The organism is Shewanella sp. M-Br (assembly GCF_036245925.1).
GTDB lineage: Bacteria > Pseudomonadota > Gammaproteobacteria > Enterobacterales > Shewanellaceae > Shewanella > Shewanella oncorhynchi.
Window position 1 is genome coordinate 96,743 of record NZ_BJBV01000008.1, and the last position, 15,708, is coordinate 112,450.

Here is a 15,708-nt window from a genome sequence, read left to right on the forward strand (position 1 = left end):
TGTTAGGGACGTTAATCATTAAAATAGAGTTTGAATTCTCTGTTAGCTAACAAACTTACACCCTTAACTAAAGAAAATGGCTCTTTAAAAGACACCAGTGCCGATAAAATCTATTCAATGAGGAGATTCAACCATATGAAACATCAAGTACTATTTGGTATAAAGTCAACAAGTAAAGATGAAAAAACAATTCATAATAAACTCAAAGAATTTCTAGTATTAATAGATAGAAAAACATCTACAGCTAAGAACCCTACTATGCTTGAGAGTTTTTTACCATTCAGGATAAAACATTACCATTGGAATCTAAATAAAGAGACAGGCACATTCATTAAATTATTTCCCAATGTAGATCTTGATGCAAATACTTTCGCACCATCAAAACCAGAATGCAGCTGGTTATTGAGTATCATTTTCCACAAAGATTTTCCTGGATACGAAAGAATTAAATCCGAAGATTATATAATTAGCTTGTTAGACTCATTGAACTATGAATATGAAATGATATATGAAACAGATAGTCGTGATTCAATTAAATATGGCGACATTAAGTAGTAAAAGACTATATTTATTCCCTTAACGCGGGAGATAGTAGCCATTATCTCCCGCAGAAACTATATCTTAGAAATCTTTTAAGTACTAAAGTACCATGCTTAATATCAGCATAAGGGCACTTATGTCAGTAGTCAGTTTACTCAAATCACTGGTGCAAGTGATGTTTTAACAAGCAGTAACTGGCTACGAATGATTTGACGTATCTGATTATGCAGTTCAAATACTCGAGCGCGATCATTAAGATTTAGCGATAGATTTTCCAGCATCACCAGATCCAAATTAAATTCAGGATAATGAAGTGTCATCGACATATAGCCAGATAAATAGCCCGTATGACTGTATTCGACGAGACCATCGTCCTTATTGATCCTCACCCCATAGCCATAGCGCATATTCGGCCATAAGAATTGGATCTCGGTATACGCCGTTGTCATCCGTTGATAACTCTCTGCGCTCATCAACTTGCCAGAATGTAATAGATGCTGAAAGGCGGCATAAGCTGGCGCTGAGGCAATAAGTCCGCCAGCGGGCAACAAAGCTTCATCAAGCACTAAGTCAGAGGGGGAAATCACCTCGCTTTCCTGTAAACCTACGGCGAGTAAAGGCACTTTAGCGCGAATAGTCTCAATACTGCCAAGCTCAGCACTCAGGCCATTAAGCTGGTATCGCGTTGCAAACTGCGCCACTTGCTCGGCAAAGGATTGGTGATTGACCTTCTCAAGCACTTGCCCAAGCAGTGAATAACCAAAGTTGGAGTATTCAAATTGGCTACCCGGCTCGAATCGATTAGCCTTACCCAGTTTATCGACACCCGATGTATGAGTTAGCAGTTGGTGCAGCGTAATCCGCGCATCATATCGACTGGTATTCAATGCATCCGCACTTGGATTTACACCTGCATCCATGCCTTTTAGCGCCTTATTATTCCCTTCAGCATCACCAAAAAGATAATGATTAAGCGAACGGTTTACCTCGAGTTTCCCCGCATCGACCGCCTGCAATATCAAGGTTGCAGTGATTTGTTTAGAGAGCGATGCCATCACAAAGCGCGAATCTTGACTAATGCCTTCGCCCTTTTGTAGTTCAAGCTGCGGCTTGCCCTGCTCAAGCAGGATAACACTGCCACTAAATGGCTGCGGCGAATCCTTTATTGCGGTTTGGATTAAGGTCTTGATCTCCGCCACCTTCGATACTGAAGATGCGGTTTGGCTTTCAACGGCAATCGAGTTACTGCCTTGCCCGATTTGCTCTTGTTCAGCACCTGTTTCTAATAACAGACCAAAACTATTGGCACTTGGGAATAATAAAAAACCAGTCAACAGGGTACTGATAACACTCAAGCGCATGGGTTATCCTTAACGTAATTAACAAATAATGCTGCCTGCTAGAAAAAAGCAAGCTTATCACAAGCGCTTTTTATGGATAATACAATTTAATCTTTACAATTGAATTATAAAGGAAATATTCCATATAAAAATGACACAACAAAGTGATACCTAGGGCGACGAAGCTAATCCGAGCCGTATAAACCAAGTGGCAGTCTGCCCCAGTTTGTAGACTGAATATCTCAAGTTGAAGCTAATACACATTCAAAATGGCTATAAAACGACAATAGTAATAATTATCGCACCTAACATATATAAGCCTGCAGAAAGTGATATCGATTTTAGCGGGCTAAACTCCTCAACTTCCAACGTCTGTATATCTTCAATTTTGACTAGTTGCCCTTCTCCCTCGATCTGCTGTTCCGTTGCACTTTCGACTTGAAATTCCATTTGTTCGCCAGATATTGTGGTGACTTTGACCTTTTCACCTATGTAGCTGGATACCGATTGAGAATCCAATTTAACTTCATTGAGTGAAGAGCATGCGCTGAGGGAGAAACAGATAAGTGATACTACTGCTAACTTTTTCAAACAAGCCTCCTAATCCTACAACTATTACATCCATGATAAGTTATACCTGTAGACATAAGCATTTAGGTATAAGCTATTCAGCTTACGGAGTTTCGCCCACAAGTTAAAGAAACCTAGGCTAAATCCACTTAAATTAAATCCTTTGGATGAGGTTAAATAGCTATCAAATGAGCACTGAACTCATCGATGCGGTTAAAGCCAAAGATACGCTTGCTGTAAAGCGTATTATTGCCAATGGCGCTAATCTTGAAGGCGTGGACAATGGCGGGATGACGGCACTCTTGCATGCCTGTGAGTTGCAGTCTTTTGAACTGCTCAAATTATTGGTGGATGCGGGGGCCAATGTGAATCATCCAAACTCGCAGGGGTATCATCCGCTCGATATTGCTTACTGGCAGGGTGAGTTTCGCATGGGACGCTATACCGCTGAGAGTGAGCGCATGGTGAGCTATTTAACCCGCCACGGCGGCAAATCCTTTAGCTAGGTGAGGTGCTAAATAGCATCAAGATGCGAAAGCTAAAAACTGCGAAATGATAAAAAGCCCTATAAACAAAAATCGCGTTAAGCTGGGCCTAACGCGATTTTTTATTACTCACTTACAACCTAATCACCAAAGTCATCGAGTAGGATATTTTCTGGCTCAACGCCTAGGCTTTCAAGCATCTTAATCACTGAAGAGTTCATGATTGGAGGACCACACATGTAGTACTCGCAGTCTTCTGGTGCCTTATGATTTTTAAGATAATTCTCATAAATCACATTATGAATAAAGCCAGTGTAGCCAGTCCAATTATCCTCAGGCAATGGCTCAGATAACGCCACATGCCAGACGAAGTTGTCATTCTCTGCCGCTAGAGCATCGAAATCCGCTTGATAAAACACTTCACGGGTCGAACGAGCACCGTACCAGAAGCTCATTTTACGTGTGGTTTTCTTACTCTTAAGCTGATCGAAAATGTGTGAACGCATTGGTGCCATGCCGGCACCGCCGCCGATAAACACCATTTCTGCATCGGTTTCCTTCACAAAGAACTCACCGAATGGCCCTGAAATGGTCACTGTATCGCCCGCTTTCAAGTTGAAGATGTAAGATGACATCTTGCCCGCTGGCACATTGGCCGATGGTGGCGTCGCAATCCGCACGTTCAGCATAATGCGGCCCTTTTCATCGGGATAGTTGGCCATAGAGTAAGCGCGCAACACTTCTTCATTAACGGTAGAGACAATGTCAAACAGACCGTATTTGTCCCAATCGCCACGGTATTTTTCAGGAATATCAAAGTCAGCGTATTTCACCACATGGGCTGGCGCTTCAATTTGAATATAACCCCCCGCTTTAAAGCGAACATCTTCACCTTCGGGTAACTCAAGCAATAACTCCTTGATAAAAGTTGCCTTGTTATCATTAGAGATCACCTGACATTGCCACTTCTTCACCCCAAAGATTTCTTCGTCGAGCTCAAGTTCCATATCGGTTTTCACTGAGACTTGGCAGGCGAGACGACAACCTTCTTTAGCCTCTTTCTTGGTGATATGGCCCATTTCAGTCGGCAGAATGTCACCGCCGCCCGATTTGATTTTCACTCGGCACTGACCACAGGTTCCGCCGCCACCACAGGCAGACGGAATAAAAATACTCTGACTCGCCAAAGCGCCGAGTAACTTGTCACCCGCGGCAACTTGAATGCTTTTTTCGGCATCTTCGTTGATGCTGATCGTCACTTCACCCGTAGCCACTAATTTCTTTTTGGCGATTAGAATCACTATCACCAATAGACAGACCACTAGCGTGAACATGCCTATGCCAATTGCCATTTCCATCGTATTACCCTTTTCTAGCTCTTTTCTAAAAAGAATCTGGTTTCACTTTCTCAATTCTTGGCTCGCCTACTGTAGCGTTACAGCGAGATCCCTGAGAAAGACATAAAGCCCAGCGCCATCAAGCCTGTAGTAATAAAGGTGATACCAATACCTTGTAAGCCTTCGGGAATCGCGTTGAATTTCATTCTTTCGCGCAGTCCCGCCAGCAGTACAATCGCCACCGCCCAACCAAGACCCGAGCCCATCGCAAACACCACTGACTCACCGAAGTTGTAATCACGGTTCGCCATAAAGATCACCCCAGCAAAAATCGCGCAGTTCACTGTGAGCAAAGGTAAAAAGATCCCAAGGGAGTCATACAGGCTAGGAATGTACTTATCCAAAAACATTTCAAGGATTTGCACTAACGCCGCAATCACACCAATGAAAGTGATCAGTTGCAGGTAACTTAAATCGATACCGGGTAATCCCGCCCAAGACAGTGCGCCAGGTGCGAGCACTTTGGCGTAAATCAGCTGGTTTAACGGCACGGCTAAGGTCATCACCACAATCACAGCGACACCTAGACCAAAGGCGGTTGACACCTTTTTAGACACGGCCAAGAAAGTACACATGCCCAAGAAGAACGACAGCGCCATGTTGTCGATAAAAGTGGCCTGCAAAAATAGATTTATATAGTGTTCCATATCTGCTCCTTAACCCCGTTTCCGCTGGATCACATTGATAGTCCAGATCAACACACCAATCAGGAAGAAGGCGCTCGGTGGTAACTTGAACATCTCGTTTGGTAAGTACCAGCCGCCGTTTTCAATGGTGGTAAACACGCTATGACCGAATAAATTACCCGTCCCTAACAGCTCGCGTACAAAGGCGACGCTGATCAAAATCAAGCCATAACCTGTCGCATTACCAAGCGCATCGACGACCGCTAAATGCGGTGGATACTTCATGGCGAAGGCTTCTGCGCGGCCCATGATGATACAGTTAGTGATAATTAACCCAACGAATACAGAAAGTTGCTTAGATAACTCATAGGCTACATCCTGCAGAACCATGTCGACGATAATCACCAAGGAGGCGATAACCGTCATCTGCGCGATAATCCGCACACTGGTCGGGATAAAGTTACGGATGGCAGAGATAATCAGGTTAGAAAACACCAACACAAAGGTCACTGCCAGTGTCATCACCACAGCGGTTTGCATTGAGTTACTGACCGCCAGTGCCGAACATACGCCCAGCACTTGCATTGCGACGGGGTTATTGGCAAACACTGGCCCCGTTAACATGTCACGCATGGATAAAGTGTTGCTCATTTTGCCTCTCCCAACTCACCTTGCAATTCACCCTGCGCTGCCGACGCTTTCAGCTGGTTGAAGAAGGTTTGAAAACCTTCAACGCCAAACCAAAACTCCATTGCGCGCTGCACGCCGCGGCCCGTCATGGTCGCGCCACTCACCGCATCCACACCGTGAAGATCGCCTTCTTTAACGCCACCCTTTACAAGACGTATCGCAAATTTGCCTTTTTCATCAAATAATTGCTTCCCCTTCCACAACGATAACCAATGGGGATCGGTCACAAAGTCGCCGATACCAGGGGTTTCACCGTGTTCGTACACAACTAGCCCTTTAATGGTGTTGAAATCGGGTTCAACCGCCACATAACCGTAGATCATCGACCACAGACCTTTACCGTAGAAAGGCACAACCACGCTGTCTAACTTGCCGTTGGCATCGAGCACTTTAAACACGCGGGCATCGTTCGCACGGGTTTTAATCTTGGCAATATCTTTTTTCGGCGCACTTGAAGTCTCAGGATTAATTGCCGCCATACGCTCATCGAAATCGAGGACGTTAGCGTCTGAGTCCACCTTGCCTGTGTCTAGGTTGATCAATAATGGCTTAACAGATTTAGCAAAAATCTCTCTAAACTCATTGCCCTGACCTAAGTTCACATCGGCGGCCATCAACACATAGCGCTGCACTTCGTCACGTTTTTTGGCGACTTTACGTTCTTTCAATATGCCTGCTGTGCCTGTGATCATAAAAGAGCACAGGAGGCAGAGCGTGATGGTGAAGATCATGGTCCCCACCACAGTATCTTTCTTAAATACCATGACGTTTTAATCTCCGTTTGATGTTGGCGCGGGCCACCAGATAATCGAACAGCGGCGCCCAAAGGTTGGCGAACAGAATGGCTAACATCACGCCCTCAGGCATTTTGGGGTTAGCAACACGGATAAGCACAGTCATAAAACCAATCAAAGCACCGTAGGCAAACTTGCCTTGACGAGTGTACGAAGTGGTCACAGGATCGGTGGCCATAAACATCATTGCTAGCGCAAAACCGCCAGTGACAAGATGCCAAGTCCACGGCATTGCCATCATTTGATTGCTGCTAGAACCGATGTAATTACAAAGCGTTGCTGTCGCTATCATGCCCAGCAACACACCGAGCACAATGCGCCAATCCGCTAAGCGGCTGATCAGCAATAATGAACCGCCGATCAAAATCGCTAAGGTGCTGGTTTCGCCAATCGCGCCCACGGTAAAGCCAAAAAAGTTGTTCCACCAGTTAGGATCGCTAAAGGCGCTAAACCAAGAGTAATCGGCAAAACTCAACTTGCCCGCTGCGGTTTGTGCCAGCGCCGTTGCACCAGAGAAACCATCAACGGCAACGAGCTGTTTAATGGTTGAAACTTCAGATGGATAGGCGAAGTAGATAAAAGCCAAGCCCGCCAGCGCAGGGTTAAGGAAGTTATATCCCATGCCGCCAAACAGCTCTTTAGCCACGACCACACCAAAGGAAATCCCCATGGCCACCAGCCACAACGGTGTCGATACTGGCAAGATTAAGGTAAACAGCAGGGCCGTCACGAAGAAGCCTTCGTGCAACTCTTGACCACGAACCCGCGCAAACACCACTTCCCAAAACAAGCTGGTGAGCAGTGCTGTCAGGTAAATCGGCAGATAAAAACTAAGACCATAGAGGAATAAACCTAATATCCCAGTGTCTTGGCTAAGGCTGCCAAACAGGGTATTAAAGATTTCTAACTTCCAAATATCTGGCGTCGATAATCCTCCCGCGAGCGCAAGCTGTGCCTGTAGGCCAATGTTATATAGACCGAATAAAATGGCGGGCAGTAAACACAAACCGACTAGCGTCATGGTACGTTTCACGTCAATCGCGTCACGCACATGCACTTGGCCCTTAGTGCTACGACCATTGGTAATGACGAGTGAGCGCAAAAAGCCCTTCATCGACTTACCCGTTGCGTAGTACTCTTGTTGTAAATCAGAGGCGTCCTGTAAATCAGGTTTTTTCACTTGTTTGGTCATTAACCTTCCCTCTCAATAACATCTAGACAGGCACGTAATTCTTTACCAAAGTCATATTTGCCGGGACATACGAAGGTACACAGCGCCAGATCTTCTTCATCTAACTCCAATGCACCTAAGGCCTGCGCCTCGTCGGTATCACGCACCACTAAGTCTCGAACAAGCAAGGTGGGTAAAATATCCAGTGGCATCACGCGATCTAACTGACCAAAAGCCATCATGGCGCGAGCTGAACCGCCCTGATGAGTCGTAAACTCGAACAATTTAGTTGCACCAAACAGACGTGATGTTACGGCACGAGTGATGGAGAATTTGTTAGAACCACCGCGTACCCAAGGGAGAACATGGTGCTGCGAATCTTCGCTCAACACTGATACTTGGTTGTGGAATCGGCCTAAAAAATCATGTACGCCCGCCGCGGTATGGCCAGATAACACAGATCCCGATACCACGCGGTTATGGCCAGGTTTGATTTCATCACTCACTAAGGCACTTAGCTCAGCGCCCAACTGAGTGCGCAGTAAACGCGGGTTCAGCACGCTCGGGCCACCTAAGGCGACGATGCGGTCGGTATACAACTCACCGGTTTGGAATAACTTGCCGTAGGCAATCACGTCTTGATAGCCGATATGCCATACCTGACGTTCTAAACTCACTGGCAAAGTAAAGTGAATATGAGTGCCCACTAAACCCGCAGGATGAACACCATCAAAGCGGCGCACCTCAAGTTGTGGTAATGCTTCTTTAACAATCGCTTCGCCCTTATCCTGGCACAGGTAAACCTTGCCTTCGGTTAAGCGGCTCAACACCAGCAAGCCAGCTTTAAAAGCCTCGGTTTGCTCGGCGATAATCAAACGGGGATCTGCGGCCAGTGGATTAGTATCGATAGCGGTGACGAAAATACCTGCTGGCATGCTATCGAGCGCAGGCACGCGCGAGAAAGGCCGAGTACGCAGGGCAGTCCATAGACCGCTTTTCACTAATTGCGCCTGAACGGTTGACCTTGCTAAAGCGGCGATGTCTTGATGGATATCGAAGGAAATCTGCCCATCGCGGTTTTCACCGTCATCACAACGAATGACGACTGATTGTAGAATTCGACGCTCGCCGCGGTTAATCGCTACGACTTGGCCACTAGCGGGTGCAGTGAACAAGACTCCAGGCGTTTTTTTGTCTTCAAATAGGGCTTGGCCCTTTTGAACAAAATCACCCTCTTCGACCAACATCGTCGGCTTAAGCCCAACGAACTCTTCTCCCAGAACAGCCACTTGGGATGGCTTAGCACCGAGTTCAATGACCTGTCGCGGCTCACCAACAATCGGCAAGTCGAGGCCTTTTTTGATCGTTACAATTTGGTTTGAAAAATCTGCCATCACAAATATCAACCATGAAAAATTTTTAGATAAATTTAGGGTAGAGATTTGTTAACGCAGATTCCGATATTGGCGTCACATTCCGCCGCAAATTCGTAAGTTAGATACGTAAATTTACGCAATTTTGTGACACAGATTCACATCCTTACTTACTGTAATCTGCAAATGTAGTTTTATAACAATTTATTCATAAATACGTCATTACTGATTTAGCCATACCTAAGGTTTACAAAAATAAGCAAAAATCTCCATTTCAGTGTAGTAAAGCGCTAAAACCGTTAAAAGAGCAACTCAGCGAACAAACCTCAACCAATGGCATGCCTCAAAATGGGGCAGGATGGCTAAACTTGCTGGCTATTTTTAGCGCACTAACATTTCAACCTATGGTTTAACCTTTGCTTTACAGCAAAAGCTTGGTAGCCTCAAACTAAGAGAGTTTCCGTAGGAGAAATAGATGGAATACAGACGCATACCGCATTCTAATCTTGAGGTCAGTAAAATTTGTTTGGGCACTATGACTTGGGGCGAACAAAATACCCAAGCCGAAGCGTTTGCACAGCTGGACTACGCCATAGGCAATGGCATCAACTTTATCGATACGGCGGAAATGTATCCCGTACCACCTAAGCCGGAGACCCAAGGGGAAACCGAGCGTATCCTAGGGCAATATATTAAGGCCCGCGGTAACCGAGACGACTTAGTGATCGCCACTAAAATTGCCGCACCGGGGGGTAAAAGTGATTACATTCGCAAAAATATGGCGCTGGACTGGAACAACATCCACCAAGCGGTCGATGCGTCTTTAGCACGTCTCCAAATAGACACTATCGACCTTTATCAAATCCATTGGCCTGACCGTAATACCAACTTCTTTGGTGAACTGTTTTACGATCAACAAGAGCATGAACATCAAACACCGATACTTGAAACCCTAGAAGCGCTCGCCGAAGTGATCCGCCAAGGTAAAGTGCGCTATATCGGGGTGTCGAACGAAACGCCTTGGGGCTTGATGAAATACCTGCAACTCGCCGAAAAACATGGCTTGCCGCGTATTGTGAGTGTGCAAAATCCCTATAACTTGCTTAATCGCAGTTTCGAAGTCGGCATGAGCGAAATCAGTCACCGCGAAAACTTGCCATTACTGGCCTATTCGCCACTGGCCTTTGGCGTCTTGACGGGAAAATATTGCAACGACCAATGGCCTGAAGGCGCGCGCCTGACCTTGTTTAAGCGTTTCGCCCGCTATACAGGTTCGCAAATGGCTCTGGAGGCTACAAAAGCCTATGTCGATTTGGCCCGCGAGTTCAAACTCACACCCGCACAAATGGCGTTAGCTTTTGTTAACTCACGTAAGTTTGTCGGCTCCAATATCATAGGCGCCACCGACTTATATCAACTGAAAGAAAACATCGACAGTTTAAAAGTCACCTTATCACCAGAGCTATTAGTGCGATTAAACCAACTGTCCGATCAATTTAGATTACCTTGTCCTTAGTCTCTAGGCTTAGTCGGCGAGTTGTTTGAATGACTGACCAATAGCATCGGGTCAAATCCCCCTGATGCTATTGATTTCAAATAGCTTTAGAGGCATAACTTTTTACCTTTATATCACCTCATCAATGCGCTCTCTCCTCCATTCAATCAAAAGCTACCTATTACTTAGTCTTCTTTATCTTATCCCTCCGGCTTAGCAAAAGGTCATCGTCTTCAGCTCCACGAGCTCACCAGCGCCAGGCTATGCGAGAAGGCTGCGATACATGGTCTAGGTTACATTCGGATACAGAGTCCTTTTAAGAAGTGAAATATAGTGGCATCACAGTCACTAGACAGATGTCTTAAGGATAAAAAAATGAAAAAACTTTGCTTTGTAATCACAAGTGTTTTGATGTCGAGCCACGCGCTTGCTGAAAGCAATACCTACATTCGTAACGGTAATATCTATAGTCATCAAGATCAGTTCTTTGCTGGCGCAGGTGTTGCTACTGGTAGTCAGTTTTATAAGGGTCAAGATCACCAGACAGGTGCCTACCTCAATGGCGGCTACCACGGTGAAGACTTCAACGCCGATCTGTCCGGCATCAACTACCGCTTTTTAGGCACGAACGATAGTGCCGTTAATTTCAGTATCTTTGCCGTTGCCAATCCAGGCTTTGATGCCGATGATGCGGATATTTTAACGGGCATGAAGGATCGCAAATTCAGTGGTGATCTGGGTTTAAACGCCGACATTCATTTAGGAAATGGCACGCTATCAACCAAATTCCAACACGATGTCACCAATATTTATGATGGTTTTCAGGCTGATATCACCTATTACCATCCAATAAATGTAGGCTTCGGTGATCTGGTGCCTTATGCGGGTGTGCACTACTTCAGTAAAGACTTTGCAAACTACTACACAGGTGTGACGTCATCTGAAGCTACGGCGCAGCGCCCTGCCTATCAAGCCGACGGCACCTTTGCATATAAGCTAGGCTACGCTTTGGTTATTCCAGTCACTAAGCATTTAGATATTACTCAAGCCACAGGTTACTCGCACATAGGTGCCAACATGGCAGACTCTCCGCTAATAGACAGTAACAACCAGTGGGTGACTACCCTTGGCGTGAACTATAGCTTCTAAACAACCTGACGAGACAAGACCATGACACTTATCAGAAAAACGTTTTTATGTGCTGGATTAGCTCTGATGCTTTCAGCTTGTGCCACTTCCTACGATACCGAAAAGCAATTTTGGTCTTTCGGTAAAGGATTTGAAACCGCACAGATTGCACCCGATAGCTGGCAGATAAGCTTTGTTGGCAATACCAACACTGACCGCGCATTGGCCCGAAAGTACGTCATGCGTAAGTCAGCAGAGTTATGCAAACAAGCGGGTTATAACTACTTCACTTTTACTCACGAACAAACCGATCGTGATGCAATTGGCCAGTTTGGAGTAGGAGCGAGCGCGAGTAAGGATATCTTGTGGGGGAGTTCAACGATGAATCAAGAAACCTCTGTCATGGTCGAAGTCACAGGTTTACATAGCAAGCCAGAAAATGCGAGTTCCCGCATCTATGAAACAGATTACATACTTAACAATGTCAATGTGAAAAGTTAATTGCTCATCAAAAATGCACCAGTCTAGATTCTCGTTAGGTATCAAGGCTGGTGCGTTTTATTTATAAATCCCCCCTGTTTAGCACCAATTCGTTAGGTACTCATTCGTATAGTGAGTTGAGTCATTCTGCCTCTGTCTCTAAATCAACTCAGCAGATTAGATGACGCAGGCCTAACCGCATTGCTCGCTTCAGCTCATGTTAAAGAAACAGACAAAAACGACTCAAACCTCGCATTACACCAATCGTATTAAACCCCAACTTTAAACTTCAGCCTTGAATTTTAGTGACATGCGAGCCCCACCCAAGTCAGGAGCACGGCCAATACGTAATGGCGAACCCATCCAACAACCAATTCTATCGACAATCGCCAGACCCATGCCATGACCGGAATTTCCGCGGCTATGCTGACCACGCACAAAAGGTTTAATCACTTGAGCAGATTCCTGTTCATCTATGCCAGGGCCATCATCGTCAACGTGTAACCACGCAATCCCATCTTCCGATGCCAACATCAGCCGGATATTGGCACGGCCAAAACGCAGCGCATTACTGAGCAAGTTATTCACCTGCATTGACAAGTACTTAGGATCTGTTTTGATGTTCAACGGTATTGGGCAGGTGATGAGTTCCACTGAAAACCCTGAGTATACTTGGCCTTGATACTTTTCCAGCAACCAAGTATTAAGCTCAATAGGTTGCCAATCAGGTTGGATATTCGCCTCATCGAGACGGGCATAGCTGAGCAGTGTCATGACCAACTCTTCCATAGTGTCCAGATCGCGGTTCAATCGCTGAAAATACTTCACCCTAAGTTGTTCGCTTTGGGTTTCTTCTAACGCCGCAATACCAAATCGCAGCCGCGCAATCGGAGTTTTTAAATCATGGGAAACTGCCCGACTAAGCAATTTATTGTCATCGATCAATTGCTGGATGCGATCTGCCATGCGATTGAATTCGCTTTCTATTGTGCCTATATAGGACGCTTTACTGACCACAATTCGCTGCTGTAATTCTCCCATACCAAATGCTTGAGTCACCTTACTGAGATTAACCAGTTGGCGGATTAAAGGAGACACCCACACCAACAAAATCACCACCACACCGCCATAAAAAAGCATGGTATACAGCTTATTCGCGTTAAAACTCACATCGGCTGGCGTCACTATCTGGGTATTGATATTCAGCACCTGACCCGTTTTAGGCAATAAATAGTGCAAAGAGATGCCATCATCGGACTCCAGCAGTAATGATTCCCCTGAATAAAACTCTGTTTTTAGTGCTGAGGGTAAGACAAAATCCGCTTCATTCACCAAAGACAATTGATCTGCATTTCGCTGATTCCAGTTGTCTATAAACGCATTATTGGGGGCGGGATCGTTATCTAACGTTTGCGCCAGTGAGCCGCCCAGCAGTTTTAATGCCGCGAGGTGAGTTGCTGGGCTAGGCGTTTCATTATCAGGATCAATAAGTGTTGCAAACTCACTTATCGACCAGCCTAGGCTGGCAATGGCCACCAGCACGACCAACACCAGAGAAGTCATTAACTTCTTCATAAAGCTTGCTCGGCCTCATCGCGGCAAAACAAATATCCCTTGCCACGAATGGTTTTGACTTTATAGGGCTGACTCAACGCTTCCTGCAACTTCTTGCGTAAGCGCGATATGCGAATATCCACCGAGCGGTCTAGGCCATCGTATTCAATGCCCCGCAGTTGAGCCACCAATTCATTGCGACTCACTATCGTGCCCGCCTTCAATGCCAGCAGCCACAAGACATCAAACTCATTGGCATTCAAATCCAGCGGCTGTTTATCAATAGTGACTGATTTTGCCGTCGCATTTAACACTAAAGAATCAAACACTAATTGCTGCTTTTGCTCCTCATCACTCACTCTGCGTAACAGAGCTTTTATCCGCGCTAACAGCACCTGTGGTCGAATCGGCTTAGTGAGGTAATCATCAGCCCCGGCATCTAACCCGCGGATTTCATCGCCGTCCTCAACGCAGGCCGTCATAAATAAAATGGGCCCAGTATAAAATGCCCTGGCCTCCTTACACACATCAAAGCCATTCTTAACGGGCATCATCACGTCGAGTAGCACTAAGTCAGGCATCTCATCGGCTATCATCTCTAAGGCAAAATCACCTTGGCTGGCCACTGTGACTCCGTAACCGTGATCCAGTAAATAATCACTGATCCACTCTGCCAGTGAGGTATCGTCTTCTACGACTAAGATATGCTTTGCAACTGACATATTAGAATAACCTCCAACCGGACTGACTCTGTTTAGGGGCCTTATAAACCCATGTCACGACCACTTTAACTTGCGCGAGCGGTTGCACATCATCATTACGGATAAGACTAAAAGTCGCCGTTTTATCCCCTTCAAAACTATATTGATATTCTTGCAAAGCTTTGCCAGTCCAGCAGGTTAACTGGTGCTGACGGTCTGTCAGTATGAGGCAGTACTCGCCGCTCGCGGGTGTCTGCCATCGGAACAATACATCTTGATAGCAAGTTTGCCCTTTATGCAGTGCAATGCAGCGTTCTGGGGTTGCGGTAAAAATAACGGCATCATCCTGACTCCAAGCCAAAAAAGGCGCGCTCAGCATCACTACCGCTAACAATGGATTAAATCGGTTCATGCCCTCCTCCTAAAATACATAGCTAAGAGAAGCATTAAAATACGATGTATAACTCGCTTGATTGAAGGGACTGTCGGTCACTTCTTGGGATAACACATTGAAGCGATACATAGCCCGAAAGACAAAATTTTCACTCAGCGGATAAGCAACTCCTAACTCCATGCCGTAACTGAAAGAGCTATCCGGCCGATACTCAGGAAAGCGTTCAGTGGCTTCTTCCTTACTGATCCCAAAAAGATAGCGATTCAAGGTGGCAGATGAGTAACCTACGCTCCCCAATACGTGAAAATTCCAATTACGAACCTGCCAGGACTTACCCAATCTGGCAGAACTTTGAATACCTTGATCATCATAATAATCAGATACTAACCTATACTGAAAAACATAGTTATCGCCCCAATAACGTGTGGCACGAAAACCGGCACCAACATAGAGAGAATCTTCCGATAGTAGATAAGCATTGCGGCCAGCTTCATCCAGCGTACTGGGATCCACATCAGGACGGGACCAAGAACCTTGTAAGTTAGCCAATAGCAGTTCTAATGACCAATCCTCTGAGCTCCAAAGATTAAATCCCAGGTTAATGCCATCTTGAGATTGATGGATCATCTCAACAAACAGCCCTTTGTACTGGTACATGCCACTGACTAACAGCGACAACTGTGCAGAACCAGAATCCGTTTGCCGAACATCGACTTGATTAATCCCGTAAACACTCATGCCCAGCTCAAAATCACCGCCGTCGGCAAGGCGATTAGTTCCTCCAGTAACACTGCTCGCAATATCTGATGCTGCAGCGGTTCGAGGAAGAATGCTCAGCGTTAACACAAGAAGCCAAAGAATACGCATGCCCATTTAATTCACATTTTTAGTCGTTATTTAGCGCTACATATTACAACAGTTTGTTGCAAGCCACTGCACAACCAGTATCATTTTTACGGCAATTGTGTGT

Annotated in this window: 17 protein-coding genes; 5 read left to right on the forward strand and 12 right to left on the reverse strand. The window is 45.7% G+C overall.

The genetic code is table 11. The features are described from left to right. Window positions 1–135: 135 nt before the first annotated feature. Window positions 136–555, forward strand: a complete 420-nt coding sequence (locus tag AAA952_RS08615) for a hypothetical protein (protein WP_263265622.1) — start codon at window positions 136–138, stop codon at window positions 553–555. A 140-nt stretch (window positions 556–695) separates the two neighbouring features. On the opposite strand, the gene AAA952_RS08620 is transcribed toward AAA952_RS08615, so the two are convergent. Next, on the reverse strand, window positions 696–1,901 hold the full coding sequence (locus AAA952_RS08620; protein ID WP_338256117.1) for a serine hydrolase domain-containing protein: 1,206 nt from the start codon (window positions 1,899–1,901) through the stop codon (window positions 696–698). Between the two features lie 252 nt (window positions 1,902–2,153). Continuing rightward, window positions 2,154–2,471 carry a hypothetical protein gene (locus AAA952_RS08625; protein WP_105250113.1) on the reverse strand — a complete coding sequence of 106 codons (318 nt, stop codon included), beginning with the start codon at window positions 2,469–2,471 and terminating at the stop codon, window positions 2,154–2,156. A gap of 167 nt (window positions 2,472–2,638) precedes the next feature. Between AAA952_RS08625 and AAA952_RS08630 the strand changes: the two genes are divergently transcribed. Further along, a complete protein-coding gene (locus tag AAA952_RS08630) occupies window positions 2,639–2,956 on the forward strand; it encodes an ankyrin repeat domain-containing protein (protein ID WP_263183272.1) in 318 nt (105 codons plus the stop codon). A gap of 119 nt (window positions 2,957–3,075) precedes the next feature. Here AAA952_RS08630 and nqrF read toward each other — a convergent pair whose 3' ends face one another. From nqrF to AAA952_RS08660, 6 genes are all read right to left on the reverse strand, one after another. Further along, on the reverse strand, window positions 3,076–4,293 hold the full coding sequence (gene nqrF, locus AAA952_RS08635) for an NADH:ubiquinone reductase (Na(+)-transporting) subunit F (RefSeq protein ID WP_105250115.1): 1,218 nt from the start codon (window positions 4,291–4,293) through the stop codon (window positions 3,076–3,078). Window positions 4,294–4,370: 77 nt separating this feature from the next. Continuing rightward, window positions 4,371–4,979 (reverse strand): NADH:ubiquinone reductase (Na(+)-transporting) subunit E, encoded by a 609-nt coding sequence (gene nqrE / locus AAA952_RS08640; RefSeq protein WP_338256126.1) that lies wholly within the window; start codon window positions 4,977–4,979, stop codon window positions 4,371–4,373. 9 nt (window positions 4,980–4,988) lie between these two features. Further along, on the reverse strand, window positions 4,989–5,609 hold the full coding sequence (locus AAA952_RS08645; protein WP_006080314.1) for an NADH:ubiquinone reductase (Na(+)-transporting) subunit D: 621 nt from the start codon (window positions 5,607–5,609) through the stop codon (window positions 4,989–4,991). Next, window positions 5,606–6,412 carry a Na(+)-translocating NADH-quinone reductase subunit C gene (locus AAA952_RS08650; protein WP_131523704.1) on the reverse strand — a complete coding sequence of 269 codons (807 nt, stop codon included), beginning with the start codon at window positions 6,410–6,412 and terminating at the stop codon, window positions 5,606–5,608. Before AAA952_RS08650 ends, AAA952_RS08645 begins: the two co-directional genes overlap by 4 nt. Next, window positions 6,402–7,634 (reverse strand): NADH:ubiquinone reductase (Na(+)-transporting) subunit B, encoded by a 1,233-nt coding sequence (locus AAA952_RS08655; protein WP_338256131.1) that lies wholly within the window; start codon window positions 7,632–7,634, stop codon window positions 6,402–6,404. Before AAA952_RS08655 ends, AAA952_RS08650 begins: the two co-directional genes overlap by 11 nt. Beyond that, window positions 7,634–9,007: a Na(+)-translocating NADH-quinone reductase subunit A gene (locus tag AAA952_RS08660; RefSeq protein ID WP_338256133.1), complete on the reverse strand. Its 1,374-nt coding sequence runs from the start codon at window positions 9,005–9,007 to the stop codon at window positions 7,634–7,636. Before AAA952_RS08660 ends, AAA952_RS08655 begins: the two co-directional genes overlap by 1 nt. A 454-nt stretch (window positions 9,008–9,461) precedes the next feature. Between AAA952_RS08660 and AAA952_RS08665 the strand changes: the two genes are divergently transcribed. The 3 genes from AAA952_RS08665 (at window position 9,462) to AAA952_RS08675 (ending at window position 12,110) form a co-directional block, all read left to right on the forward strand. Beyond that, on the forward strand, window positions 9,462–10,502 hold the full coding sequence (locus AAA952_RS08665; protein ID WP_338256135.1) for an NADP(H)-dependent aldo-keto reductase: 1,041 nt from the start codon (window positions 9,462–9,464) through the stop codon (window positions 10,500–10,502). A 354-nt stretch (window positions 10,503–10,856) separates the two neighbouring features. Continuing rightward, window positions 10,857–11,630: an outer membrane protein OmpV gene (ompV, locus tag AAA952_RS08670; RefSeq protein ID WP_168824821.1), complete on the forward strand. Its 774-nt coding sequence runs from the start codon at window positions 10,857–10,859 to the stop codon at window positions 11,628–11,630. A gap of 21 nt (window positions 11,631–11,651) precedes the next feature. Next, window positions 11,652–12,110 (forward strand): CC0125/CC1285 family lipoprotein, encoded by a 459-nt coding sequence (locus AAA952_RS08675; RefSeq protein WP_028761861.1) that lies wholly within the window; start codon window positions 11,652–11,654, stop codon window positions 12,108–12,110. Between the two features lie 261 nt (window positions 12,111–12,371). Here AAA952_RS08675 and AAA952_RS08680 read toward each other — a convergent pair whose 3' ends face one another. Genes AAA952_RS08680 through AAA952_RS08695 form a run of 4 tightly spaced genes read right to left on the reverse strand, consistent with a single transcriptional unit; the run spans window position 12,372 to window position 15,605 of the window. Next, the gene (locus tag AAA952_RS08680) at window positions 12,372–13,664 is read right to left on the reverse strand and encodes an ATP-binding protein (RefSeq protein WP_263163808.1); all 1,293 of its coding nucleotides are present in this window, start codon (window positions 13,662–13,664) and stop codon (window positions 12,372–12,374) included. Beyond that, a complete protein-coding gene (locus AAA952_RS08685; RefSeq protein WP_105250123.1) occupies window positions 13,661–14,365 on the reverse strand; it encodes a response regulator transcription factor in 705 nt (234 codons plus the stop codon). Before AAA952_RS08685 ends, AAA952_RS08680 begins: the two co-directional genes overlap by 4 nt. 1 nt (window position 14,366) lies before the next feature. Next, a complete protein-coding gene (locus tag AAA952_RS08690) occupies window positions 14,367–14,756 on the reverse strand; it encodes a DUF3019 domain-containing protein (RefSeq protein ID WP_173497302.1) in 390 nt (129 codons plus the stop codon). A gap of 9 nt (window positions 14,757–14,765) precedes the next feature. Continuing rightward, window positions 14,766–15,605 (reverse strand): MipA/OmpV family protein, encoded by an 840-nt coding sequence (locus tag AAA952_RS08695; RefSeq protein WP_028761859.1) that lies wholly within the window; start codon window positions 15,603–15,605, stop codon window positions 14,766–14,768. Window positions 15,606–15,708: the final 103 nt, after the last annotated feature.

Bases quoted from the DNA above. Each gene is read 5' to 3' on its own strand.
- AAA952_RS08680 (WP_263163808.1), bottom strand. From the start codon at position 13,664: ATGAAGAAGTTAATGACTTCTCTGGTGTTGGTCGTGCTGGTGGCCATT.
- nqrF (WP_105250115.1), bottom strand. From the start codon at position 4,293: ATGGAAATGGCAATTGGCATAGGCATGTTCACGCTAGTGGTCTGTCTA.
- AAA952_RS08620 (WP_338256117.1), bottom strand. From the start codon at position 1,901: ATGCGCTTGAGTGTTATCAGTACCCTGTTGACTGGTTTTTTATTATTC.
- AAA952_RS08630 (WP_263183272.1), top strand. From the start codon at position 2,639: ATGAGCACTGAACTCATCGATGCGGTTAAAGCCAAAGATACGCTTGCT.
- AAA952_RS08690 (WP_173497302.1), bottom strand. From the start codon at position 14,756: ATGAACCGATTTAATCCATTGTTAGCGGTAGTGATGCTGAGCGCGCCT.
- AAA952_RS08665 (WP_338256135.1), top strand. From the start codon at position 9,462: ATGGAATACAGACGCATACCGCATTCTAATCTTGAGGTCAGTAAAATT.
- AAA952_RS08660 (WP_338256133.1), bottom strand. From the start codon at position 9,007: ATGGCAGATTTTTCAAACCAAATTGTAACGATCAAAAAAGGCCTCGAC.
- AAA952_RS08655 (WP_338256131.1), bottom strand. From the start codon at position 7,634: ATGACCAAACAAGTGAAAAAACCTGATTTACAGGACGCCTCTGATTTA.
- AAA952_RS08685 (WP_105250123.1), bottom strand. From the start codon at position 14,365: ATGTCAGTTGCAAAGCATATCTTAGTCGTAGAAGACGATACCTCACTG.
- nqrE (WP_338256126.1), bottom strand. From the start codon at position 4,979: ATGGAACACTATATAAATCTATTTTTGCAGGCCACTTTTATCGACAAC.
- AAA952_RS08615 (WP_263265622.1), top strand. From the start codon at position 136: ATGAAACATCAAGTACTATTTGGTATAAAGTCAACAAGTAAAGATGAA.
- ompV (WP_168824821.1), top strand. From the start codon at position 10,857: ATGAAAAAACTTTGCTTTGTAATCACAAGTGTTTTGATGTCGAGCCAC.
- AAA952_RS08650 (WP_131523704.1), bottom strand. From the start codon at position 6,412: ATGGTATTTAAGAAAGATACTGTGGTGGGGACCATGATCTTCACCATC.
- AAA952_RS08645 (WP_006080314.1), bottom strand. From the start codon at position 5,609: ATGAGCAACACTTTATCCATGCGTGACATGTTAACGGGGCCAGTGTTT.
- AAA952_RS08695 (WP_028761859.1), bottom strand. From the start codon at position 15,605: ATGCGTATTCTTTGGCTTCTTGTGTTAACGCTGAGCATTCTTCCTCGA.
- AAA952_RS08675 (WP_028761861.1), top strand. From the start codon at position 11,652: ATGACACTTATCAGAAAAACGTTTTTATGTGCTGGATTAGCTCTGATG.